Annotated in this window: 21 protein-coding genes; 16 read left to right on the plus strand and 5 right to left on the minus strand. The window is 70.6% G+C overall.

Annotated elements, in window-relative coordinates; genetic code table 11:
* Nucleotides 1-16 precede the first annotated feature (16 nt).
* Nucleotides 17-1,057 carry a serine hydrolase domain-containing protein gene (locus FE263_RS14565; protein ID WP_138326762.1) on the minus strand — a complete coding sequence of 347 codons (1,041 nt, stop codon included), beginning with the start codon at nucleotides 1,055-1,057 and terminating at the stop codon, nucleotides 17-19.
* 69 nt (nucleotides 1,058-1,126) lie between these two features.
* Here FE263_RS14565 and FE263_RS14570 point away from each other — a divergent pair, with 69 nt between their 5' ends.
* The 6 genes from FE263_RS14570 (at nucleotide 1,127) to FE263_RS14595 (ending at nucleotide 6,693) form a co-directional block, all read left to right on the plus strand.
* Nucleotides 1,127-2,041: an N-acetylmuramic acid 6-phosphate etherase gene (locus FE263_RS14570; RefSeq protein WP_138326763.1), complete on the plus strand. Its 915-nt coding sequence runs from the start codon at nucleotides 1,127-1,129 to the stop codon at nucleotides 2,039-2,041.
* Nucleotides 2,038-3,102, plus strand: a complete 1,065-nt coding sequence (locus tag FE263_RS14575; RefSeq protein ID WP_138326764.1) for a sulfite oxidase — start codon at nucleotides 2,038-2,040, stop codon at nucleotides 3,100-3,102. Before FE263_RS14570 ends, FE263_RS14575 begins: the two co-directional genes overlap by 4 nt.
* A gap of 69 nt (nucleotides 3,103-3,171) precedes the next feature.
* The gene (locus tag FE263_RS14580) at nucleotides 3,172-4,155 is read left to right on the plus strand and encodes an ABC transporter substrate-binding protein (RefSeq protein WP_138326765.1); all 984 of its coding nucleotides are present in this window, start codon (nucleotides 3,172-3,174) and stop codon (nucleotides 4,153-4,155) included.
* Entirely contained in the window at nucleotides 4,152-5,195 is a 1,044-nt protein-coding gene (locus FE263_RS14585) for an ABC transporter permease subunit (protein WP_138326766.1), read from the plus strand. The genes FE263_RS14580 and FE263_RS14585 overlap by 4 nt, the downstream gene beginning before the upstream one ends.
* A complete protein-coding gene (locus tag FE263_RS14590; RefSeq protein WP_138326767.1) occupies nucleotides 5,188-5,946 on the plus strand; it encodes an ATP-binding cassette domain-containing protein in 759 nt (252 codons plus the stop codon). The genes FE263_RS14585 and FE263_RS14590 overlap by 8 nt, the downstream gene beginning before the upstream one ends.
* A gap of 18 nt (nucleotides 5,947-5,964) precedes the next feature.
* Nucleotides 5,965-6,693, plus strand: a complete 729-nt coding sequence (locus FE263_RS14595) for an SDR family oxidoreductase (protein WP_138326768.1) — start codon at nucleotides 5,965-5,967, stop codon at nucleotides 6,691-6,693.
* Here the strand turns inward: FE263_RS14595 and FE263_RS14600 are convergent.
* Genes FE263_RS14600 through FE263_RS14615 form a run of 4 tightly spaced genes read right to left on the minus strand, consistent with a single transcriptional unit; the run spans nucleotide 6,680 to nucleotide 11,677 of the window.
* Nucleotides 6,680-7,840: a glycosyltransferase family 4 protein gene (locus FE263_RS14600; protein WP_138326769.1), complete on the minus strand. Its 1,161-nt coding sequence runs from the start codon at nucleotides 7,838-7,840 to the stop codon at nucleotides 6,680-6,682. The two genes, FE263_RS14595 and FE263_RS14600, sit on opposite strands and share 14 nt — an antisense overlap.
* A 22-nt stretch (nucleotides 7,841-7,862) precedes the next feature.
* Complete coding sequence (locus FE263_RS14605) at nucleotides 7,863-9,632, minus strand: heparinase II/III family protein (protein ID WP_138326770.1); 1,770 nt, start codon at nucleotides 9,630-9,632, stop codon at nucleotides 7,863-7,865.
* Nucleotides 9,629-10,309 carry a ribulose-phosphate 3-epimerase gene (gene rpe / locus FE263_RS14610; RefSeq protein ID WP_138326771.1) on the minus strand — a complete coding sequence of 227 codons (681 nt, stop codon included), beginning with the start codon at nucleotides 10,307-10,309 and terminating at the stop codon, nucleotides 9,629-9,631. Before rpe ends, FE263_RS14605 begins: the two co-directional genes overlap by 4 nt.
* Nucleotides 10,310-10,357: 48 nt before the next feature.
* Nucleotides 10,358-11,677: an RsmB/NOP family class I SAM-dependent RNA methyltransferase gene (locus tag FE263_RS14615; RefSeq protein ID WP_240759632.1), complete on the minus strand. Its 1,320-nt coding sequence runs from the start codon at nucleotides 11,675-11,677 to the stop codon at nucleotides 10,358-10,360.
* A gap of 139 nt (nucleotides 11,678-11,816) precedes the next feature.
* Between FE263_RS14615 and FE263_RS14620 the strand changes: the two genes are divergently transcribed.
* The 10 genes from FE263_RS14620 (at nucleotide 11,817) to FE263_RS14665 (ending at nucleotide 22,416) form a co-directional block, all read left to right on the plus strand.
* On the plus strand, nucleotides 11,817-13,019 hold the full coding sequence (locus FE263_RS14620) for a hypothetical protein (RefSeq protein WP_138326773.1): 1,203 nt from the start codon (nucleotides 11,817-11,819) through the stop codon (nucleotides 13,017-13,019).
* Nucleotides 13,016-14,311, plus strand: coding sequence for a hypothetical protein (locus FE263_RS14625; protein ID WP_138326774.1), 1,296 nt, complete (start codon nucleotides 13,016-13,018; stop codon nucleotides 14,309-14,311). Before FE263_RS14620 ends, FE263_RS14625 begins: the two co-directional genes overlap by 4 nt.
* A gap of 45 nt (nucleotides 14,312-14,356) precedes the next feature.
* Nucleotides 14,357-15,118 carry a YggS family pyridoxal phosphate-dependent enzyme gene (locus tag FE263_RS14630; RefSeq protein WP_138326989.1) on the plus strand — a complete coding sequence of 254 codons (762 nt, stop codon included), beginning with the start codon at nucleotides 14,357-14,359 and terminating at the stop codon, nucleotides 15,116-15,118.
* Between the two features lie 52 nt (nucleotides 15,119-15,170).
* Nucleotides 15,171-17,162, plus strand: coding sequence for a potassium transporter Kup (locus FE263_RS14635; protein WP_240759635.1), 1,992 nt, complete (start codon nucleotides 15,171-15,173; stop codon nucleotides 17,160-17,162).
* A 5-nt stretch (nucleotides 17,163-17,167) separates the two neighbouring features.
* On the plus strand, nucleotides 17,168-18,319 hold the full coding sequence (hemW, locus tag FE263_RS14640; protein ID WP_138326775.1) for a radical SAM family heme chaperone HemW: 1,152 nt from the start codon (nucleotides 17,168-17,170) through the stop codon (nucleotides 18,317-18,319).
* Nucleotides 18,320-18,338: 19 nt separating this feature from the next.
* Entirely contained in the window at nucleotides 18,339-19,472 is a 1,134-nt protein-coding gene (locus FE263_RS14645; protein WP_408886197.1) for a nucleoside hydrolase, read from the plus strand.
* Nucleotides 19,473-19,488: 16 nt separating this feature from the next.
* Nucleotides 19,489-20,175 carry an SDR family NAD(P)-dependent oxidoreductase gene (locus FE263_RS14650; RefSeq protein ID WP_138326777.1) on the plus strand — a complete coding sequence of 229 codons (687 nt, stop codon included), beginning with the start codon at nucleotides 19,489-19,491 and terminating at the stop codon, nucleotides 20,173-20,175.
* A complete protein-coding gene (locus FE263_RS14655) occupies nucleotides 20,176-20,607 on the plus strand; it encodes a DUF1489 family protein (RefSeq protein WP_138326778.1) in 432 nt (143 codons plus the stop codon).
* A gap of 114 nt (nucleotides 20,608-20,721) precedes the next feature.
* Nucleotides 20,722-21,939 carry a lytic transglycosylase domain-containing protein gene (locus tag FE263_RS14660; RefSeq protein ID WP_138326779.1) on the plus strand — a complete coding sequence of 406 codons (1,218 nt, stop codon included), beginning with the start codon at nucleotides 20,722-20,724 and terminating at the stop codon, nucleotides 21,937-21,939.
* A gap of 75 nt (nucleotides 21,940-22,014) precedes the next feature.
* Complete coding sequence (locus FE263_RS14665) at nucleotides 22,015-22,416, plus strand: hypothetical protein (RefSeq protein ID WP_138326780.1); 402 nt, start codon at nucleotides 22,015-22,017, stop codon at nucleotides 22,414-22,416.
* The last annotated feature ends 1 nt before the right edge of the window (nucleotide 22,417 follow it).

A 22,417-nucleotide genomic window follows, 5' to 3' on the forward strand; every position in this document is an offset into this window, starting at 1 on the left:
CAGCTGGATGCAGGACTTAGCCGGCAGCGCTCGGCCGGCTGTCAAGCGGCCAACCGTATAGCGCCTCCCCGGTCTGCCGCCGGACCTGCATGATGCCGGTGTCGCGATGGCGGGTCGGATGCACGCGGTTGGTCAGCAGGCTCCAGGCCACGCCGGCGGTGCGGTCGATCCACAGCCCGGTGCCGGTGAAGCCGAGATGGCCGATGGTCCGCGGCGAGCACAAGGCGCCGCCGGACCAGCCATCGTGGCGGTGCTCCCAGCCGAGGGTGCGACGGGCGCCGGCCGGCTGGGTGATCGCGTCGAGCTCGGCATCGGTCCAGCCGTCACCGGTCAGCACGCCCTGAGCGAAATCGAGCACGCCATCAATGGTGCCGAACAGCCCGGCATGGCCAGCCGCGCCGCCGAGGGCAAAGGCGTTCTCGTCATGCACCTCGCCGCGCAGCATCCGGCCCCGCCACATGCAATGTTCGGTCGCGGCGCACTCTTCCGGGACCGGCTCGAAGGACAGTCCCGCCGGCACGGGTTGCGCTGCGAGCGGCATCCCGGTCAGCCGCTCGATGGCGATGCCGAGCAGGATGAAGTTGATGTCCGAATACACCGGCTCTGCCACCGCCCGCCACGCGCGCTGCAGCACGAAGGCGCGCAGGGTCTGCGGGTCGCTGCCATAGGTGTAGATCGGCTCCACCGCCGGCAGGTGGGTGCGATGCGCGAGACACTGCCGCACCGTCAGCCGGCGCTCCGGGGCGTTCGCCACATCGTATTGCCGCAGGTCCGGGATCAGCGCGGCCAGCCGCGTGTCGAGATCCAGCCGGCCGGCACGCCACAGGCGCAGGATCGCCGTGGTGGTGAAGATCGGCTTGGTCAGCGAGGCGAGGTCGAACCAGGTGCCGGCGGTGACCGGCTCACGCCCGGGCACCAAGGTCGCCCAGCCGGCATGACGCACCGCGCGCCGGCCGCCGCGATCGATGACGCCGAGCACAGCCCCCGGGATCAGTCCGGCCTCGACCGCGGCGGCGGCCGGCGCGAACGCGCTGTCGATACGATCCGCGAACTCCATGCCGCCTCCTGCCTTGCACCCGCGACAGTAGGACGGCGTTGTGGCGCCGGTAACCGGGAGTTGCGCCGCATGTCCACCGACACCCCGCCGCCCGTGGCGCCAATGCTGGTCGCGACCGAGGCACAGGACCCGCGCAGCCGGGATCTCGATGGCTGGGAGGCGCCTGCGATCCTGGACGTCCTGCTCGACAGCCAGGCCGAGGCAATGGCGGCGGTGCGGGCCGCGCTGCCGGAGCTCGGACGCGTGGTCGAGGCCGCCCTGCCGCGCCTCGTCGCAGGCGGCCGCCTTGCCTATGCCGGCGCCGGCACCTCCGGCCGGCTCGCCTTCCAGGATGGCGCGGAACTTACCCCGACCTTCGACTGGCCGCGCGACCGGCTCGCCTTCCTGGTCGCAGGCGGCGAGCGGGCGCTGGTGCAGGCCGTGGAGGGCGCCGAGGACCGCACGGAAATGGCGGTCGCCGATGTGGCAACGCTGTCTCTAGGGCCGAACGACGTGCTGCTGGCCCTCGCCGCCAGCGGCACCACGCCCTACACCCGCGCCGCGCTGCGTTCGGCGCGGCAGGCGGGTTGCCTCACGGTGGGGATCGCCAACAGCCCCGGCGCACCGCTGCTGGACGAGGCGGAACTCGCCGTGCTGGTCGAGACCGGGGCCGAGGCGGTGGCCGGCTCCACCCGGCTGAAGGCGGGCACGGCGCAGAAGATCGTGCTGAACCTGATCTCGACGACGCTGATGATCCGGCTGGGCCGGGTCTGGCATGGCGAGATGGTCGACATGCAGGCGACCAACGTGAAACTCCGCGCCCGCGCCGAGCGCATGCTGCGCAGCCTGACCGGTGCGGATGACGACGCGATCCGGGCGGCCCTTGCGATGGCAGATGGCCGCGTGAAGCTGGCGGTGCTGCTGCTGCACGGCATGAGCCGGCCGGAGGCGGAGGCGGCGCTCGCGCTGCATGGCAATCATCTGCGTGGGGTGCTGCGGAAATGACCAGCCTGATCGTGCATTCCGCGGCGCCGTTCAACGCCGAGCCGAACCTGGACCGGCTGCGCGCGTCGTTCGTGACCGACGCGGAGGATTTCTACGTCCGCAGCCACGGCGATATTCCGCAACTGGACGCGGCCACGCATCGGCTGCGCATCGATGGCCTGGTGGACCGGCCGCTCGATCTCTCGATGCCCGAGCTGCGGGACCTGGCGCCGCACCGGACGGTGGGCGCGGTGCTGCAATGCGCCGGCAACCGCAGGGCCGACCTGCAGCCGGTCAAGCCGACCACCGGCGATCCCTGGGCGCCGGGCGCGATCGGCTACGCGAGATGGACCGGCATTCCCCTGTACGAGGTGCTGCGCGCGGCGGGCGCGTCGGCCGCGTCGCACGTCGCCTTCACCGGCGCGGATGTCGTCGAGGAGGCCGGGCAGCGCGTCCGGTACGGCGTCTCGATCGGCATGCAGCGCGCCCTGCAGGACGACGTGCTGCTCGCCTGGGCGATGAACGACAAGCCGCTGAAGCGCGAGCATGGCTATCCGCTGCGGCTGATGGTGCCGGGCTATGCCGGCGTGCGCAGCCCGAAATGGCTGACCTCCATCACAGTGCAGGACCGGCCGTCGGACAACCCGATGCAGCAGCAGGACTACAAGCTGCTGCCGCCCGATATCGACGCCGAGACGGTGGACTGGAATGCCGGCCTCACCATCGACGCCATGCCGCTGAACTCGGCGATCTGCACCCCGCAGGCTGACGCGATATTGTCGCCGGGCTGCACGGAAGTGCGCGGCTACGCGATCGCCAGCGGTCGCGCCGTGGCGCGTGTCGACGTATCGCCCGATGGCGGCCGGCACTGGGTGCAGGCGGCTCTGCAGCGCGACCCGGAGGAGCCCGCGGCCTGGATTTTCTGGCAGACGACGCTGGATCTGCCGGCCGGTGAGCACGAGCTGGTGGTTCGCGCCTGGGACGAAGCCGGCCAGACCCAGCCCGCCTCGGCCGCCGAGGTGTGGAACTTCAAGGGCTATCTGTGTGCCGCATGGCACCGGGTGAAGGTCATCGTCACATAGCCGTCCGGCCTATGCGCGGCGGCCGCCGCATGCTTTGCTTTCCCCAACAAATAAGACGGGGAGGGTGCCATGGACCGGAGAAATCTGCTGGCCGGGCTCGGTGGATCGGCGGCCGCGATCCTGGCAACGGGCTCCAGGACAAAGGCCGCCGGCAAGCGATATTCCATCGCCCTGGTGCCGGGCCTGACGACCGACGCCTTCTACATCACCATGCATCGCGGCGCCGCGGCGGCGGCCAGCGCGCTCGGCGTCGGCCTGGTGTTCCAGGGGGCGCCGACCTTCAACCCGGTGTCGCAGGTGCCGGTGCTGGAGGCGGTGGTGGCGCGTCACCCGGATGCGCTGCTGATCGCACCGACCGACAAGACGCAGCTCATCCGGCCGCTGCGCGCGGCCTTCGACGCCGGCGTCCCTGTGATCACGGTCGACACCTTCATCGGCGGCGGCCAGTACCAGACCGGATCCGGCGACGCCGATTTCCCGCTCTCCTACATCGCATCGAACAACACCACCGGCGGCGAGATCGCGGCGCGCGCGCTCGCCCACTCGATCGGCGACAAGGGCAAGGTGTACGTCTCGAACATCGAGGCCGGCGTCTCGACCACCGACCAGCGCGAGGCCGGCTTCAAGGCGGAAATGGCCAGGCACCCGAACATCACGGTGCTGCCGACCGAGTTCAACGACGACGACGCCAACAAGGCGGCGTCGCAGGCGCAATCGGTACTGTCGCGGCACACCGATCTCGCCGGCATCTTCGGCACCAACCTGTTCTCGGCGATCGGCGCCGGAAACGGCGTGCAGCAGAGCGGCGCCGCCGGCAAGGTCAAGGTCGTGGCCTTCGACGCGCCGCTCTCCATCGTCGGCAACCTCAAGAGCGGCCTGGTCGATATTGCCATCGCGCAGCATCCGGCCGAGATCGGCTGGTTCGCGGTCGCCAGCGCCTACGCGCATCTCACCGGCCAGTCGATCCCGCCGGCGATCGCGACCGGTTTCACCATCATCGACAAGAAGAACGTCGACGATCCGGCGATCAAGCGCTTCCTCTACGCCGCATGAGCGCCACCGGCATCGCGAGCGCCGGTCGCGCCCAGGGCAGCGGGCGACGCAACCTGCTGGCCACCGTGGCATCGCTGCGGGCGTGGCTGTTCCTGATCGTGCTGCTGGTCACCTTCGAGATCTGGTCGCAGGTCGCGTACGGCGTCAGCTTCATCGCCAGCGGCGCCAACATCCGGTCGATCGCGGTGTTCGCGGTGGCACCCGTGCTGCTCGGCCTCGGGCAGACGCTGGTCATCATCTCCGGCGGCATCGATCTCTCCGTCGGCTTCACCATGGGCCTCGCCTCCGTCATCGCCGCCCTGGTGGTGAATGCGACCGGCAATGCCCTCGGCGACGGCGGCGCGCTGGTGGCGGCAATCGTCGCCGCCCTCGCCGTCTGCCTGGTACCCGGCTGGGTCAACGGCCAGATCGTCGCGCGCCTGAAGGTGCCGCCGTTCATCTGCACGCTCGGGATGTACGGCGTCACCCGCGGCGCCGCCTACATCATCGCCAACGGCACCACCGTCCCGGTGTCCAACAGCTGGCTCACCACGCTCGGCAACGGCCGCATCGCCGGCTTCCCGATCGTCGTCCTGGTGACGCTGCTTATCGTGCTGGCCGTGCACTACCTCCTCGCGGAATCGCTGACCGGCCAATACACCTACGCGATCGGCGGCAATTCCCAGGCAACGCTGCGGGCCGGCGTCGACGTGCGCAAGCTGACGACGCGGCTCTATATCCTGTCGGCGCTGACGGCAGGGATCGGCGGCATCCTCTACACCGGCCGTTTTGCCGCCGGCGCGCCACAGGCCGGCGAGCCGCTGCTGCTGGACAGCATCGCCGCCGTGGTGATCGGCGGCGCCAGCCTGTTCGGCGGCTCCGGCACGGTCAGCGGCACCATCATAGGCGCGCTGATCATCGCCGTGATCCAGTACGGGCTGGTGTTCCTCGATGTCGAGCCGTTCTGGCAGTTCATCGCCGTCGGCCTGGTGATCATCGTTTCGGTGCTGGTGGACCAGAGCCAGAAACGGATCGGCGGCGGGGGACGCGCGGATGGGTGATACCGCCGAGCCGCTGCTCGAAACACGTGGCCTGTCGAAGCGCTTCGGCGGCGTGCACGCACTCGAGCGTTTCGATTTCCAACTTGCTCCGGGCGAGGTGGTGGCGCTGGCCGGCGATAATGGCGCCGGCAAATCCACCTTCACCAAGATCGTCTCCGGCGTGTATCTGCCGAGCGACGGCGAGATCCTGGTCGGCGGCCGGCCGGTGACGTTCGACGGTCCGCAGGACGCAAGGCGGCAGGGGATCGAGACGATCTACCAGGACCTGGCGCTGGCCGATAACCTGGATATCGGCGCCAACGTGTTTCTCGGACGCGAGCTGATGACGCGTTTCCTGTTCCTGCCGCGCGTCGATCGCCGGCGGATGCGCGAGGAGGCGGCGGGCGCGCTGGCCGTGCTCGACGTGCATCTCGATCGCCTCGACCGGCCGGTACGCGCGCTGTCGGGCGGCCAGCGGCAGGCGGTCGCGATCGGGCGCGCGATCCATTTCGATGCGCGCGTCATCATCATGGACGAGCCGACGGCAGCACTCGGCGTGCCAGAGCAGCGCAAGGTGATGGACCTGATCCGCAACCTGCGCGCCAAGGGTCTCGGCGTGATCTTCATCTCGCACAACCTCGCCGACATGTTCGCGGTATCGGACCGCATCGTGGTCCTGCGTCGCGGCCAACTCGCCGGCGAGCGTCGGGTCGGCGATACCGAGCCCGAGGAGATCGTGCGCCTGATGGTGGGACGCGACGGGGCCGCCTGAGTCGAAGGGAGATACGGCATGTGGGGATTGGACGGGCGGACCATCCTGGTGACCGGCGCGAGCGGCGGCATCGGCGGGGCGACGGTGCGGCAACTGGTTGCGGCGGGCGCAGACGTCATCGCCAGCGGACGCTCCACGGCAGCGCTTGAAACCCTGGCCGCCGGGACCGGATGCCGGATACTGCCCTTCGAGCTTGAATCCGAGGAGAGCGTGCGCAACGCCTTGCAGCATCTCGACCTGTGGGGCGTGGTGAATTGCGGTGGCTTCGGCGGCGAGATCGCCACCCCGATGGAAACCGACATCGCCGTATTCGACAAGGCGATCGCGATCAACACACGCGGCGCATTGCTGGTGACGAAATACGCGTCGCAATCGATGATCCGGCAGGGCAAGGGCGGTGCCATCGTCAACGTGTCGAGCCAGGCGGCGCTGGTCGCGTTGTCGGGGCATATTTCGTATGCGGCCTCGAAGACAGCGCTGGACAGCATCACCCGTGTCTCGGCGCTCGAACTTGGTCCGCACGGGATACGCGTCAACAGCGTCAACCCGACCGTGGTCATGACGGAGATGTCCGCGTTCTACTGGGGCCGGCCGGAAATCGGCGGTCCGTTCCTCGACAAGATGCCGCTGCGTCGGTGGGCCACCGAGGACGAGATCGCCGCTCCCATCGTGTTCCTGCTCGGCGATGGCGCGTCGATGATTTCGGGCGTCACGTTGCCGATCGATGGCGGGTTCACCAGCTGCTGAGAAGCCGTCCGCGAGATCTGCTGTTGCTGTCGGGTGTCTCCAGCAGCGTCGCCACCCGCGCGACCACGATCGCCTCGTCATACAGCGCCTTCGCCCGCGCGCATCCGGCCTCGCCCATTCGCAGCCGGAGCGCACGGTCGGTGGCTAGGCGCTGCAAGGCCTCCGCAAGCGGCGCCACGGTTGCCGGCGGCACCAGCAGGCCGGTCTCGCCCTCGACCACCTGTTCGCGCGGGCCGCGTATGTCGGTCGCGACCACCGGCAATGCGCACAGCATGGCCTCGATCACCGACATCGGCAGGCCCTCGAAATGGCTTGGCAGCACGAAGATGTCGGACGCGGCCAGCAGGGCGGCGATGTCGCGCCGGTAGCCGAGCCGGCGCAGCCTGTCGCCCAGCGCCTCGGGTCGTGCGGCCGCCGCAAAGGCCGGCTCGAGTCCCTCGCCATGGTCGGAGTCCAGGCGCGCGCCCACCACCCACAACTCCGCCCCCGGCACCGCGCGCATTGCCTCAAGCAGTTCCGGGTAACCCTTGTGCCGGACCATGCGGGACACCGCGATCACCACCACGCAGCCTTCCGGCACATCGAGGGAGTCACGGATCGCGGCGCGTGCCTCCGCGTCGGGGTGGAAGATCGCGGGGTCGCGTCCGTTGCCGACCGCGACCGCTCCCGGATGGATGCGCAGCCGGCGCGCATCCCGCGCCTCCTCGTCGGAGACAGTGAAGTAGCGGTCGGTGATGTGGCCGGCGAGCCATTCGAGTGCCAGCGCCAGGGCGCGCCGGGGCAGCGGGCCGGGCTGGTTGAACAGGTAGCCGTGGCAGGTATAGGCAACCACCCGCACACCGCAGAGCCGTGCCGCCAGGCGGGCCAGCAGGCCGCTGATCGGCATGTGCGCGTGCACGCAGTCCGGACGCTCGGCGCGTATGAGCCTGAGGAGTGCAACGAACGCGCGCAGCTGCGCCCCCGGGTGCAGGCTGCGCGCCATCGGCAGCGCCACCACCCGGAAGCCCTCCGCGCGCACCTCGGCGAGCAGGGCACCGTCGGCACAGACGCCGACCACCTCGTGGCCGCGCCGGCGCAGTTCGCGCATCAGCGGCAGCAGGAAGTGCCGCAGCGAGAAATCGACGTTGGTGACCTGGAGGATCTTCACGCAGGCAACAGGAAGCCGGTGTTCAGTCCACGCTGGACAGCGCCCAACGCACCGCCTGGACGCCCGGCGCCGCCTGCGTCTCGTTCTGCGCGTCGACAGGCGCATCGTCCGGCCCAACGGGAGGAGCGGCCACAACCGGGTTCGCGCCCGGTTCGGCAACCGCGACCACGATCTGCCGGCTGAGCCGCGGCGCGCCACGGCCGAGATAGATGCTCTCCTCCACGGTGACCGTGCCGCCCTCCAGGCGCATGCGCCACTTGCCGCCGGACGGCAGCGTCAGCAGCACACCGCCAGCCTCGGCGTCGATGCTCACCTCGACATCCGGATGCAGGTGGAAGCGCAGCGAAAAGGCGCAGGGCCGGTCCGCCTCGACGAAATCCTCGCCACGGATGTCGCGGCCATCCTCGGCAAGATACAGCCGGCGGCGATGCACCGCGCCGAAGGCGGGCTTGTAGCCATCCTGGCTGAGCTCGAGCCAGTGCGCCTCGCCGGACTGCTTGTGGTCGATCTCGACATGCGCCGGCCGCCGCGAGATGCCCGCCCTTTCCGCCCCGGCCGCTTCCACCAGATCCGAGGACGAGCGGTCGCCGATCGCGAGCGTCGAATGCGCCGCCGTGGAACGCATCGCCTCCTGCCAGCCCGCCGCGATCGAGGCGCCGCAGTTCACGATCAGGCGCTCGCGGCCGACCGACAGCTCGAAGGACAGCGTGCCGGCCTGCGCCAGGGCATCGTAGCCCGGCGGCGCCGGTGGCCCGGCATCGACGAACAGCAGGCTGCGGCCGACCTGCAGCCGCAGGAAGCCGCCTTCTGGAAGCGCCTGCTGCACCGCCCGGCCACGCGCCGCCAGCATCAGCACCTGATCGATATGCGCGGGGTCCTCTTCCTGGCTGCCGTTGAACAGCGCAAGCCCGCCATCCCCGTGCCGCAGTGCGCGCAAGGCGGGCGCCATGCGGTCAAGGGCCGCCGCCAGCGAGAGCGGCGGTGCGATCTGGCCGGTCTGCATCAGCGCACGCATCTCGGCGAGTTCGCGCAGGGTGACGAGGTGGGCGTACGGGCTGCGCTCGGTCTGGCAGCCATCGAGCAGCACCTGCCGGCCAAGCTCGGCGGTGATGAAGCGCATGTAGCGGGCCAGCAGTGCGCCCTGCTCCGGGAGTGCCACCGCGCAGGCGAGCAGGCCCTTGAAGGCGCTGAGCGTGCGATGGTCGTGGGTGCCGGACGGCAGCACCGCCATCAGCGAGCGGCCGTCGATCACCACGCGGGCCATCAGCCGCTGCCGGAAGCCGTCGTCCGCCGAGGCCGCGAAGAAGTCGTAGTGCATCAGCCAGGCGGCGACGCGTGCGCCAATCACGTCCGGGCTGCGCGCGGTGGCGTCGTTCGGCGGCCGCTGCAGCCACTCCGCGACCAGGGCGCGGGCGCGCAGCCGGGCGCTATCGGTGTTGAGCGCTCGCAGGTCGCGCAGCCAGGTGAAGCCCTGCGCATGGGCACGCAGCATCGGCGACACCACGCCGGCGGCGCTTCCGGGTGCGCCCCCGAATGCGCCGTTGCCCGCACCGCCGTTGCTGCCGTGGACCACGATCGCCGGCACGCTGACCACCGACACCGGGCAGATCGCGCCGCGATGGTGCATCTCGCCCTTCATGATCCGCGCACCGATCGCGGGATCGCCGGCCCAGAGGTCCCGGATCGCCTGCTGCGGCGCGTCGGGGATGCGTCCGAGGCCGAGCCCCCCGCTCAGGCCGGGCAGGCGGGCGATGGAGAGCCTGGCATCCTGGCTCCAGCGGCGGACGCTCATCCGGCTACGCTCCCCGATCGACCGCGCAGCCCGGCGATCGCCGCCGCGTAATCCCCTGCCCCGAACACCGAAGTGCCGCCCACCATGACGGTGGCGCCTGCTTCGATGCAGCGCGGTGCGGTATTCCGGTCGACCCCGCCATCGACGAGGATCGGCAGGTCACGCCCCATGCCGGTCAGCATGCTGCGGATCCGCTTCACCTTGGAGAGCTGGCTGTCGAGGAACTTCTGGCCGCCGAAGCCGGGATTGACCGTCATCACCAGCACCATGTCGGCGATGTCGAGTACTTCCGCGATCGCCTCGGGCGATGTCGCCGGGCAAAGCGCGATGCCGGCCTTGGCGCCAAGCGCGCGGATCGTCTGCAGCGAGCGGTGGGCGTGCGGACCGGCCTCGATGTGGACATGGATGTGATCGGCGCCGGCCTCGACGAATGCCGCGAGAAACGGATCGGCCGGCTCGATCATCAGGTGCACGTCGAACGGCAGCTTCGAGCGCGGCCGCAACGCCTTGATCATCTGCGTGCCGAACGACAGGTTCGGGACGAAATGACCGTCCATCACGTCGAGATGCAGCCAGTCACCGCCGGCAGCCTCGACTGCGGCGGTTTCCTCCCCTGCACGGGCAAAGTCCGCCGCCAGCAGGCTGGGAGCGACGATGATGCCTGATGTCGATGTCATGCTGCGCTTCTAGCAGGAAGGACGTGACCGTACACAAGTGACACTCGGTCATGTACGAACGAAACGTGCAGCAAAGAAGCCGTCCATGCCGCCATGCTCCGGCCAGAGGCCGGGATGGGTGCGCAGGCAGCCTTCCGCGGTGAGCGCCTCGGGCAGCATGGCGAGCTCGGCGGCTTCGAACGGGACGTGCCGCAGGCCGGCTCGGTGCGCCACCGCAAGCTGCGCCTCGGCCTCTTCCGGCTGCATCGAGCAGACCGCGTAGAGCAGCCGTCCGCCGGGCCGCAGCATGGTCGATGCCGCCTCGATCAGCCGCGCCTGGCCCTGGGCGAACGCCGGCAGGTCGGCGGAAGCGCGGGTGTGCAGCACCTCGGGATGCCGGCGGGCGGTGCCGGTGGCGCTGCACGGCGCATCCAGCAGCACGGCATCGAGCAGGGCCGGAGGTCGCCAGGACAGCGCGTCGGCCTCGACCAGATCGGCCTGCATCGCGAGCCTGTCGAGATTTTCGCGGACACGTTGCAGCCGGCTGCGGTCGCGATCGAGTGCGATCACCTCGGCGCCGGCATCGACAAGCTGCGCCGTCTTGCCGCCGGGTGCGGCACACAGGTCGGCGATGCGCTCACCCGGCTGCGGGTCCAGCAGCATGACCGGCAGCGCGGCGGCGACGTCCTGCACCCAGAACGTGCCTCCCGTATCCACCCGGGCGTATCCGGCAAGGTCGGCGACCCTGGTGCCCGCCGGCAGCCGCATCGTGCCGGTGGGCAGGCGCACGGCACCCTCGGGGGCGGCGGCGGCGCGACGCAGCGTCAGATCCAGCGGCGCCTCCTGCCGGATGCCGTCGGCGATGCGACGCGCGGCGTCCTCCCCGAACACCGTGGACAGCGACGACCACAGCCAGCCCGGCATATCGAGCAACGCCTGGTCGAGACCGGCCAGCGACGCCTCGCCCTGCGCCGCGACGCGACGCAGCACCGCGTTGACCAGGCCGGCGAACGGCGCCAGCCGCCTCCTGCGCACAAGTTCGACGCTGGTGCCGACCGCGGCATGTGCGGGTGTCTGCAGGAACAGCAGCTGCGCCGCTCCGAGCAGCAGCACCAGCCGCACCGGCGGTGGCGGCGGCCGGGCCAGCAGCGGACGCAGCACGGCATCGAGCGTGCCGAGCCGACGCAGCACCATCGCCGCCAGCCGGTGCGCCGCCGCGCGATCGCGGGCGGGCACCGTCGCCGGCGCGCGATCCAGCACCGCATCCAGGCTGCGCCGGCGCTCCAGCACCGAGACCAGGATGTCGTAGGCGATGTCGCGCGTCGGATCGGCCGGTGCCTGGTCCGTCTGCGGCGGGGATTGCCGTCCGCCGGGTTCCGGGCTGCGCATTGAGGTTTTGTTCATAGACCGCCGGTACGATGGATCGAAGGCAGAGGGGGCATGGAGAGCAGATGGCACGCGACAGGCCGTCTCGCCAGCGCTGCCGGATCCGTGAAGGGCGACGGGCCATCGAAGCATGCCGGCACAGGTGAGCAGCGCAACCGCAAGCGGCCTGGGGACGGGCATCAGGCTGGGGCAGATCCGGTCCGGCGTCGCCTGGACCGCTCCGGCAAGGCGGATCGGCGTTCCCGGCGTGGGACTGCCGCTGACCGGGCCTGACCTGGTCGGGCTGCGTGCCCGCGTCGGGGCGTCGGGCGAGCTCGAAATGCTGATCGGCAACCCCGGTGGCGGGCGCGGCATCTATGTCGGAAGCTGGGAGGCAATCCGGCTGCAGGCGACGCCGAGCCTGCACGACAGCCGCCTCCTCGAACTCCTGCAACCGGGCGCCGGCGCCCCGCTGACCCCGGACCGGGTCCGGGCGGCGGCGCTGGAAGCGGCCGGCGAAGGCTTTTGCGGACGCCGGGCGGCCCAGGTTGCCCGTACCGCCCAGGCCGCCGAGCGCACCAACCTGCTCCGGCTGCGATCGCATCTGCTGCTCGAAACGGCCTGCGCCCTCGATCTGCCGGGAGCGCGGATGACACGCTTCGATCCCTGGACCGCGGGGCTCGAGGAGCAGGCCATCTGGCTGGGTGGCGCGCCGGAGGCGATCGCCGCGCGCATCGGTATGCAGGCCGGCCGGCTCGATGGTCTTGCCGCGGCAGAGCTGTCGGCCTCGGCGACCGCCCTTGCCACGGTCGCGTTGCCGCTCGGCTTCGGACCGGCCGGCGACCGGTTCCGATTGCCGCGCATCCTGCAGCTGATGGCGCGGGCGGGAAGCGTCGGCCAGGGCGCGGTGGCGGCCTGCATCCTCGCCCGGCACACCCTTGCCTGCGACGCGCTGCGGCAGGCGCGGGCCGCCTTCGACAAGCCCCTCGCGTTGCTCGCGGACTGGCGGCACGACCCCGACGCGGTGACGCAACTCCTCATGCAGCCATCCTGGCTGCTGGATGGCTGGGACCGGCTCTGCCTGGTGCGGGCCGATCCGGCATTCGGGGCGGCCGGCCGCAGGGCGGTGGCGCAGCTGCTCACGCAAGACATCTCGAGCCGGATGGCGGTGACGCAGCCGTCCGCCGCGACCGATGCTTCCGAAGCGGGCCAACCCGCCGACCGGAGCGGGTCCGCCCTGGCGATGGACCGGACGTGCCGCAACGAGCGGCTGCGTCTCGCCGAGCTCCGTCTCGACGACCCGGACGACAGCCCGCCGGCTTCGGCGGACGATCTCCCCGGCACGCCGGCCGGAGTGCCACGATGACGGCGCAGACGCCCGGTGCGGAGCTGCCCGCTGCCGAGCCGCCCGCTGCCGGGCCGCCCGCTGTCGAGCCGCCCGCTGCCAAGCCGATGCATGCGACCGCCACGCTGCCGGCCATCGCGTCCCTCGCCACGCGGGTGCAGGAGGCGAGCGACGAGGCTGCCATGCGGATCACCGGCCTGCTGGACAGCCTGGTGGCGCGCGGCGACGTCGATCGCGTGCTGGACGCCGTGCGTCCGCGCCTCAGGATGCTGGGGCCGATCCGCCGGCGCACGCTGGCACGCGCCTTGTTCGAGCCGTTCGATCCGGTGATCGCCACGCCCGCCGCCTGGCGCGCCGGCCTCGGCAGCATCCCGCGCAGCATCATTGCCCCGGTGACGGCCTTGGTGAGGCTGCGCCTGGCCACCATCGCCGAGGTCGATACCGCCCTCGCCGCCGGCACCGAGCCGGCACCGCAGCTCTGGACCGAAGCCGCCCGGCTGCTCGCGGAGACCTCGTTGCCGCAGCACTGGCACAGTACCGCCTTCAGGGCGGAGACCGGCATCAGGCAAGGCATGCTCGAGCCGCTCTGCGAAGCCCTGCGGCTGCTGTTCTCCCAAGCCGCTCCACTCAGGCTCGCCGCCCAGGGCCATGAGATCGAGGTTCGCAGCCTGCGACCGTTGCTGCTCGCGGCAACGCGGTCGGGCCCGATCGGCTGTGCGCTGGTGGTCGCGCTGCTGCTGGAACGCACCGGCCGGCCCGAGGACATGCTGGATACCATGCTTGCGGTTGCCCGCGAGAGCATGCTGGTGCGGCCGCTGGACGATGCCCTGCAGAGCGTCATGGAGGGCGTGGTCGGGCACCTGCACCGGCCACCGGCAACGGCTTCCAGCGCCGACGGAGCCCTTGCGGCACAGGCACGGCTGGCGTCCCGCGTCGTCGGCTTCAGCAGCCTGCGTGGCGACATGGCGCGCTTCGGCCCCCAGCTCGCGCCGCGGCGGCACGAGCTTGCATCCGAATGCTGCGTTGCGCTGGAACTCGGCTTCGATCAGGTCCGCCGGTGGGCGCTGACGGCGCCCGGCGGCGCGGCGGCGGAGGATGCCATGGTGGAGCGAATCGAGGCGCACCTGCGGGCGCTGAAACGCCTAGACGTGGCGTCCCGCCCGCTCGGCGCGGCAGTCGCCCAGGACCACATCTTCAAGCAGATCGTCGCCTTCTGCGCGGACGGCGGGCGGGCGAGCTGGCTCACCGCGGTGGACCGGATGCGGCTATGCGAGATCCTGGTCGGCTCCGAGGCAGCCCGGCTGCTGTGCTGAGCGGGCGCCGGCGCGCCGCTGCCAGGAGGGCGCTTGACCGCGGGCATGACCGGTTCCAGCCTAGGGCCGATGTCGATGCAGGCGGCCCTGGATGCAATACGCGCGCGGATCGAGCGAGCCGCCGCCGCCAGTGGCCGGCCGGCCGATGCGATCTCGCTGGTCGCCGTCTCCAAGACGCATCCGGCGGAGCGGGTGGCTGAATTGCTGGCCTGTGGGCAGCGCCGCTTCGGCGAGAACCGCGTGCAGGAGGCGCAGGCCAAGTTCCCGGCCCTGCGCGAACAGCATCCCGACCTGGTGCTGCACCTGATCGGCCCGCTGCAGACCAACAAGGCGGCCGACGCGGTGCGCCTCGCCGACGTCATCGAAACGCTGGATCGCCCGCGCCTGGCCGACGCCATCGCCCGCGCGGCGGAAGCCGGAGGCCGGCTGCCGGAGCTGCTGGTGCAGGTCAATATCGGCGACGAGCCGCAGAAGGCCGGGGTCGCCCGCGCCGATGCGGAAAAGTTCATCCGGAACTGCCAGACGCGCTTCGGCGACCGGCTCACCGGCCTGATGTGCATCCCGCCGGTGGAGGGCGACCCGCGGCCACATTTTCGTGCCCTGGCGGATCTCGCCGCCGGCTTCGGCCTGCAAACGCTGTCGATGGGCATGTCGGGGGATTTCGAGCAGGCCATCGAGGAGGGCGCCACGCAGGTGCGGGTCGGCTCGGCGTTGTTCGGCGCCCGCCCCGTCCAGGAGAGCGCAACGCAGGCCATCCAGACGCCTCCGGCCGGCGCCACCCCGCCGCTTGCCTCGCTCGCTCGATGAGCAGTATGGGGGCGCTCCCCGGACCTGTGCCGGGCCCCTCCGGAGCCTCTTCATGAGCCGTGACGCCGGAGCCCCGCTCGACGGCATGCAGCCTTCCCCGACCACCGGCGCCCACACCGCAGCCGCCATGGCCCTCCCGGCGCCCGGATCGAGAGTGCCCCATGGCACGTCCCGCGCCACGCCGCGCGGCAGCATCGGCGTGGCGTCGCTCATGGGCGTGCTCGGCGTCGTCTATGGCGACATCGGCACCAGCCCGCTCTATGCGCTGAAATCCACCATCTCGATCATCAGCGAGCATGCGCCGACGCGCTGGGAGGTGATCGGCATCGAGAGCCTGATCTTCTGGTCGCTGATCCTGATCGTGACCATCAAATACGTCCTGCTGGTGATGCGCGCCGACAACGGCGGCGAGGGCGGCATCCTGGCGCTGATGGCGCTCGCCCAGCGCGTCGCCTCGGGTGCGAGGATGCATGCGATGCTCGGCCTCGTCGGCATCATCGGCGCCTGCCTGTTCTTCGGCGACGGCACCATCACGCCCGCCATCTCGGTGCTGTCCGCCATCGAGGGCCTCGAGGTCAGCATCCCCTCCGCGCGCGAGGTGGTGCTGCCGATCGCGGTCGGCGTCATCGTCGCGCTGTTCAGCATGCAGTGGCGTGGCACCGGCAGCGTCGGGCGCATCTTCGGGCCGGTCATGGTGGTGTGGTTCGGCACCATCGGGGTGCTCGGCGCCATCGAGGTGGTGCGCTACCCGTCCGTGCTGGAGGCCCTGCTGCCGCACCATGCGGTGATCTTCGTCTGGCATCATGGCTGGATCGCCTTCGTGGCACTCGGCGCCGTGGTGCTGTCGGTCACCGGCGCCGAGGCACTGTATGCCGACATGGGCCATTTCGGCGCGCCGCCGATCCGGCTCGCCTGGCTGGTCTTCGTGCTGCCGTCGCTGGCGCTGAACTACCTCGGCCAGGGCGCGCTGATCATCAACCACCCCGAGGCGATCGCTAATCCATTCTTCTTGCTCGGGCCGCACTGGCTGCGGCTGCCGATGGTGCTGCTGGCGACTGCCGCCACCGTGATCGCCAGCCAGGCGATGATCACCGGCGCCTACTCGATCGCACGCCAGACCGTGCAGCTCGGCTACCTGCCGCGCATGCGGGTCAGCCACACCAATCCGAACGAGGAAGGCCAGATCTACGTCCCGCAGATCAACTGGGCGCTGATGGTCGGCGTGCTGCTGCTGGTGCTGGCGTTCCGCTCCTCCGACGCGCTTGCATCCGCATATGGCATAGCCGTCACCGGGACCTTCATGTGCACCTGCATCCTGGCGATGGTGGTGTTCCGCCGGCAGTTCGGCTGGTCTCGCTTCGCCGCGGTTACCGTGTTCGGCGGCTTCTTCCTGATCGACACGGTGTTCTTCGCCGCCAATGCGCTCAAGATCCCGCAAGGCGGCTGGGTGCCGGTGCTGCTCGGCATCGTGCTGACCGCGCTGATGACCAGCTGGAAACGCGGCCGCGAACTGCTGGCGCTGCGCTGGAAGCAGGACAGCATGCCGCTGGCCTCGTTCCTGGCCCGGCTGCCGCAGTCGCGCACCGTGCGGGTGCACGGCATGGCGGTGTTCCTGACCGGCAACCCGGACGTCGTGCCGGCGTCGCTGCTGCACAACCTGAAGCATAACAAGGTGCTGCACGACAGGGTGCTGTTCGTCACGATCCAGAACCTCGACCAGCCCGAGGCGGGCCGCAACCACCGCATGAGCGTCGAGGAACTGGCGCCGGGCGTTCACCGGGTGACGCTCCGCTATGGCTTCATGGAGAGCCCCAATCTGCCGCGCGCCCTCGAGGAGCTGAAGAGCCATGGGGTGGCGTTCGATGCGATGCAGGCGAGCTACTTCGTGAACCGCGAGGTGCTGGTGCGCGCCACCATCCCGCGCATGCCGCTCTGGCGGCTGTCGCTGTTCCTGGTGATGGCGCGCAATGCGGTCACCACCACCGAATTCTTCCGCATCCCGAGCGATCGCGTCGTCGAACTGGGCGTCCGGGTCGCCATCTGAGCGAAGTGCCCGAACCGCTCGCGCTCTACATCCACTGGCCGTTCTGCCTCGCCAAGTGCCCGTACTGCGACTTCAACAGCCACGTCCGGGACGTGGTGCCGGAGGCGCGGTTCGCGCACGCGTTGTCGCGTGAGCTGGCGCATGAGGCGGCACGCCTGGGTCGGCGTCCGCTCACCTCGATCTTCTTCGGTGGCGGCACGCCCAGCCTGATGGCGCCGGACAGCGTGGCGGCCCTGATCGAACAGGCGACCACCCTGTTCGATCCTGTCCCCGACATGGAGATCACGCTGGAGGCGAACCCGACTTCCGTCGAGACCGGTCGGCTGCGCGGCTTCCGCGAGGCCGGGGTCAACCGGGTGTCGCTCGGCATCCAGGCGCTGGACGGCGAGGCGTTGCACCGGCTCGGGCGCGAGCATACGGCGGGCGAGGCGATCGCGGCGCTCGAGCTGGCGCGCACGCTGTTCCCGCGCATCTCGTTCGACCTGATCTATGCGCGCCCGGGACAGGCGATGGCGGAGTGGCGGGCCGAACTCGACGCCGCCCTCGCCCTGGTCGCGGACCATCTGTCGCTCTACCAGCTCACCATCGAGCCCGGCACCCGCTACGAGGCGCTGCATCGGCAGGGGCTGATCGCGCTGCCCGACGAAGACGACGCGGCGGCGTTGTACTGCGAGACCGCGACCGTGGCGGCACGCCATGGCCTGCTCGGCTACGAGATCTCGAACTACGCCCGTCCCGGGGCGGAAAGCCGGCACAACCTCGCCTACTGGCGCTACCAGGACTATGCCGGCATCGGCCCCGGCGCGCACGGAAGGCTGACGCTGGACGGACGCCTGCACGCTACCCGCCGCCATCGCGCCCCGGAGCCCTGGGCCGAGCGCGTCGAGCGCATGGGCAGCGGCCAGACCTCGGAGACGCCGCTGGAACCCGGCGAGCGGGCGCGCGAGATGCTGCTGATGGGGCTGCGGCTGGCGGAAGGCATCCCGGCCGCGAGGTTCGCGGCGCGCACCGGCATCGCACTGGCCGACGCGATCGACGGCGACGTGCTGGGCGATGCCATCGAGGCGGGCTACGTGGCGTGGCATGGCGATTGCCTCGCCGCGACCTCCGAGGGCCGGCTGCGCCTGGATGCGCTGCTGGCCGCCCTTGTGCTCTGAAAGGCTGCCCATGATCCGCATGACCCGGCGGTTTGCGCTGCTCCTCGCCCTTGCCGCCGCCTGGGTGCCCGCTTCCCGGGTGCCGGCCCGCGCGGCGGCGCCGATGCTGGTGATCGAGGACAACGACTATCTCGGGCCGGGCGGCTCCGACCTGCAATCCACCCTGCCGCTGCTCGCCGACCCCGCGGTGCAGGTGCTCGGCTTCACCGTCGTCGTCGGCGATGGCTGGGAGAATGCCGAGAGCGCGCACCTGCGCCGCTTCCTGGAGATCGCCGGGCATCCGGACATCCCGGTGGTGGATGGCGCGACGCTGCCGCTGGTGAACAGCGTGGCGCGCATGCGGCTCTGGGAGAAGGCATACGGCACCATTCCGTGGAAGGGCGCCTGGGGTGGCCTCGGCTCGATCGACAAGGTCCCGGCGACGCAGCCGCCGGTGCCGGCGCTCGACGAAGGTGCGCCGACGACCAAGGCATTGTCGTCCAGGGAGGGGGCGGAGCGCGCCGCCGAGTTCCTGATCCGCACCGTGCACGCGCATCCGCACCAGGTCACCATCGTCGCCGCCGGGCCGCTGACCAACCTTGCCCTGGCGATCCGGCTCGATGCGACCTTCGCGACCGATGCAAAGCAGCTGGTGTTCATGGGCGCGCTGATCGACACCAACATGGAGGCGGTCACCGGCAACGCCGACTTCGCGTCGGACTTCAACATGATCTTCGATCCCGAGGCGGCGCATATCGTGCTGACCGCGCCCTGGCCGAAGATCACCTCGGTCGGCAACGTGTCGAACGCGGTGTTGATGACCCACGCGCTGATGGCGCGCATCGCCGCCCGCCACAACGCGCTGACGCAGTACCTGAGCCGCTACTACGCGCCGCTGCCGATGTGGGACGAGCTGACCTCGGCCATCGCGGCCGACCCGTACCTGGTGACCAGGTCGGTGCAGGCGTATCTCGACATCGACACCAACCCGGGCATCGACTACGGCCACGCGCACGTCTGGCCGGAGGCGCTTGCGCCGCGCAACATGGGCCTGCGCCCTGTCACGATCGTGCAGACGGTCGACACCAAACGCTTCCTGGATCGTTTCGTGCAACAGGCGCAGGAGGGAGAAGCCCAGAACGGGCAGAACCGGAACGGCGCCGTGCATCCGTGACAAGGACACTACGACCATGCTCGCTTTGATCATCGGCGCATCACGCGGCCTGGGGCTCGGCCTCGCGCGGGAATATCTGCAGCGCGGCTGGGACGTGATCGGCACCGTCCGCCCGGGTGCCGCGCAGGGCCCGCTGCACGCGCTGGCGAAGGAACATGCCAGGCTCTCGCTGGCCGAAGCCGACGTCACCCGGCCCGCGACTTTCGCCGGTCTCGACGACGCGGTCGGCGGCCGGCCGCTCGACCTGCTGTTCGTGGTCGCCGGCATCTCGAACGGCCCGGGCGAGACGCTCTCCGACATCACCGACGAGGCATTCGCGCACATCCTGCTGACCAACGCGCTCGGACCGATGCGCGCGGTGCGGGCGCTGGCCCCGCTGGTCGCCAAGCCGGATGGCGTGATCGCGGTGATGACGTCCGGCCTCGGCAGCGTCGCCAACAACACCAGCGGCGGCTGGACCGGCTACCGCGCCAGCAAGGCGGCGCTGAACACCATGCTGCGCAGCTACGCCGCCGAGAACAAGGGCGATCCACGGGCGATGCTGGCAATCGATCCGGGCTGGGTGCGCACCGACATGGGTGGCGCGGACGCGACCCTCGATGTCGAGACCAGCGCGCGCGGCATGGCCAACGCCATCGCTGCCCGCGCGGGAAGCCCGGGCAGCCAATACGTGTCGTACGAGAACAAGGACATCGCCTGGTAGGTGCTGCACCTGATCAAACTGGCGGTCGGCGCCCCCGACATCGAGACGCTCGTCCGGTTCCAGTCGGACCGGGCGCGGAACAGCGACGCGCACGGCCGCCGGCCGTTCCTGCGCACCCGAAACCATCCGCGCCGTGCCGACGAGATCCTCGATGGCGGTTCGCTGTACTGGGTGATGGCTGGCGTGCTGCTTTGCCGGCAGGAGGTGGCGGAGTTCGTGCCGGATCATCGCGACGACGGCTCTCCGTGCATCGCGATCATCCTGCAGGGACCTCCGGTGCCGGTGCTGCCGCGCCTGGTGCGTCCGTTCCAGGGCTGGCGCTACCTCACGCCGGCGGATGCGCCGGCGGATCTGGGGTTGCAGCCTGACGCAGGCGGTGACGTGCTGCCGGCCTCGCTGCGTCGCGAGCTGGCGGCGCTCTGCCTGCTCTAGCACCCTGCTTCTGTGGCTTATCAGCACTCCACATGACGCAATCGCGCCCGTGTCCACCCGCAGGCGTAACCTCGGATTGATTGCGGCAGCGCGACGGCTCACCATCCGCCGGCAATGACCCGGCCGCCGTTCCTGCGCGCCTCGATCCTGGGCGCCATGCTGATGCTGACTGCCTGCAGCGGCGGCCAGCGCGTGGCCTATGGTCCGGGCCGCACCGACTACCCCGAGCCGGGACCGCCCGGCGACCCCTGGCGGCCCTACATCCGGCAGGCCGCGAACCGCTTCAGCGTGCCGCAGCAATGGATCCGGGCGGTGATGCGGCAGGAGTCCGGCGGCCAGGAATATCGCTACGGCCAGCCGATCGTCTCCGGCGCAGGCGCAATGGGACTGATGCAGCTTATGCCGGCCACCTACGCCGACATGCAGGCGCAGAACGGTCTCGGCAGCGACCCGTTCGAGCCGCACGACAACATCATGGCCGGCACCGCCTATATCCGGCTGATGTACGACCGCTATGGCGCACCGGCCTTCCTCGCGGCCTACAACGCCGGCCCGCAGCGGCTCGACGACTACCTCAACACCGGCCGGTCGCTGCCGAACGAGACGGTGGACTACGTCGCGTCGATCGCGCCCAATCTCGGCACGGAGCTGGCCATGAGCGGTCCGCTGGCGACCTATGCCGACAACAGCCGGAACCTCGCCTACGTGCCACCCTCGGCGCCGGTGCGGCTGGCTTCCTGGCACGCACGGTCGCGGCAAGCCGGCGCCTGCTGGCACGATCAGGATGCGGCGTACGACCCGGAAGCGCCTTGCCAGCCGGCACCGGTGCAACCCGTCGTGCAGGCTGCGTCGTACGCCCCCGCGTCCTATGCCCCGCCCGCCGCATCGAACATCGGCTGCGGGCAGGATCCCGACGCCGCCTACGATCCTTCCGCGCCCTGCCGGCCCGCCTCCGGCTGGCAAGCGCCGGCTCCTCCGGTGGTCTCGGCGATCGCCATGCCGGCCCCGCCTGCCCCCGCACCGCGCGCTCCTGCCTACGCGCCTGCCTACGCCAACGTCTCCTACGCGCCGCCGGCGTTCGGCGACTGGTCGATCCAGGTCGGCGCCTACAACTCCCCCGGACAGGCCCGTTTCGCGACCACGATGGCGCGACAGGCCGCCTATGCGCAGCTTGCGGCGGCACGCAGCCTGGTGATGCAGACCAGCCGCTTCGGCGGCGCCGTATTGTATCGCGCCCGCCTCGCCGGGCTCGCGCGGCCCGGCGCGGGAGCTGCCTGCGCCGCCCTCGGCGGACACGACATCCCGTGCATGGTGGTGCCGCCCGGCGGTTGACCGGCCGATCCTCCGGGATCGATGGCCGAACCGCATCGTCGCTGCCTCGTTCTCGAAGCAGGACAGGAGAGCAGCATGGCCAAAATCATCGATCTCGCCCCGCACGATCCGCTGCCCAACGGACCGGCGGTGGTGGTGATGCGACGCTTCGAGGAGGATGACCCGAAGACGGTGATGATCGAGCTGATCGCCATCGACGCCGATCGAAGCGAGGGCAACGCCCGCATGACCGACGCGCACGGCGCCCCGCTCTCCTTCGAGGAGGCGACCCGGCAGGCGTCCGAGCGCGCCCATGCGGCCAGCATCGAGACCATCTACCGGATCGACCGCACCGCCGGCCCGGTGGAGCGTGAGATCGCGGCGCATGGCGGCGACCACAGCGCTTCGAGCGACATGGTCGATAGCGATGTCGAGGACGGCGAGACCGGCGGCGACATGCGCGACCACAACCACAACGAGGCGCCGCGCCGGTTCTGAC

The sequence above is a fragment of the Lichenicoccus roseus genome (genome assembly GCF_005844085.1).
Classification (GTDB): Bacteria; Pseudomonadota; Alphaproteobacteria; order Acetobacterales; family Acetobacteraceae; genus Lichenicoccus; species Lichenicoccus roseus.

Bases quoted from the DNA above. Each gene is read 5' to 3' on its own strand.
- FE263_RS14565 (WP_138326762.1), bottom strand. From the start codon at position 1,057: ATGGAGTTCGCGGATCGTATCGACAGCGCGTTCGCGCCGGCCGCCGCC.
- FE263_RS14570 (WP_138326763.1), top strand. From the start codon at position 1,127: ATGTCCACCGACACCCCGCCGCCCGTGGCGCCAATGCTGGTCGCGACC.
- FE263_RS14575 (WP_138326764.1), top strand. From the start codon at position 2,038: ATGACCAGCCTGATCGTGCATTCCGCGGCGCCGTTCAACGCCGAGCCG.
- FE263_RS14580 (WP_138326765.1), top strand. From the start codon at position 3,172: ATGGACCGGAGAAATCTGCTGGCCGGGCTCGGTGGATCGGCGGCCGCG.
- FE263_RS14585 (WP_138326766.1), top strand. From the start codon at position 4,152: ATGAGCGCCACCGGCATCGCGAGCGCCGGTCGCGCCCAGGGCAGCGGG.
- FE263_RS14590 (WP_138326767.1), top strand. From the start codon at position 5,188: ATGGGTGATACCGCCGAGCCGCTGCTCGAAACACGTGGCCTGTCGAAG.
- FE263_RS14595 (WP_138326768.1), top strand. From the start codon at position 5,965: ATGTGGGGATTGGACGGGCGGACCATCCTGGTGACCGGCGCGAGCGGC.
- FE263_RS14605 (WP_138326770.1), bottom strand. From the start codon at position 9,632: ATGAGCGTCCGCCGCTGGAGCCAGGATGCCAGGCTCTCCATCGCCCGC.
- rpe (WP_138326771.1), bottom strand. From the start codon at position 10,309: ATGACATCGACATCAGGCATCATCGTCGCTCCCAGCCTGCTGGCGGCG.
- FE263_RS14615 (WP_240759632.1), bottom strand. From the start codon at position 11,677: ATGCGCAGCCCGGAACCCGGCGGACGGCAATCCCCGCCGCAGACGGAC.
- FE263_RS14625 (WP_138326774.1), top strand. From the start codon at position 13,016: ATGACGGCGCAGACGCCCGGTGCGGAGCTGCCCGCTGCCGAGCCGCCC.
- FE263_RS14630 (WP_138326989.1), top strand. From the start codon at position 14,357: ATGACCGGTTCCAGCCTAGGGCCGATGTCGATGCAGGCGGCCCTGGAT.
- FE263_RS14635 (WP_240759635.1), top strand. From the start codon at position 15,171: ATGAGCCGTGACGCCGGAGCCCCGCTCGACGGCATGCAGCCTTCCCCG.
- FE263_RS14645 (WP_408886197.1), top strand. From the start codon at position 18,339: ATGACCCGGCGGTTTGCGCTGCTCCTCGCCCTTGCCGCCGCCTGGGTG.
- FE263_RS14650 (WP_138326777.1), top strand. From the start codon at position 19,489: ATGCTCGCTTTGATCATCGGCGCATCACGCGGCCTGGGGCTCGGCCTC.
- FE263_RS14660 (WP_138326779.1), top strand. From the start codon at position 20,722: ATGACCCGGCCGCCGTTCCTGCGCGCCTCGATCCTGGGCGCCATGCTG.
- FE263_RS14665 (WP_138326780.1), top strand. From the start codon at position 22,015: ATGGCCAAAATCATCGATCTCGCCCCGCACGATCCGCTGCCCAACGGA.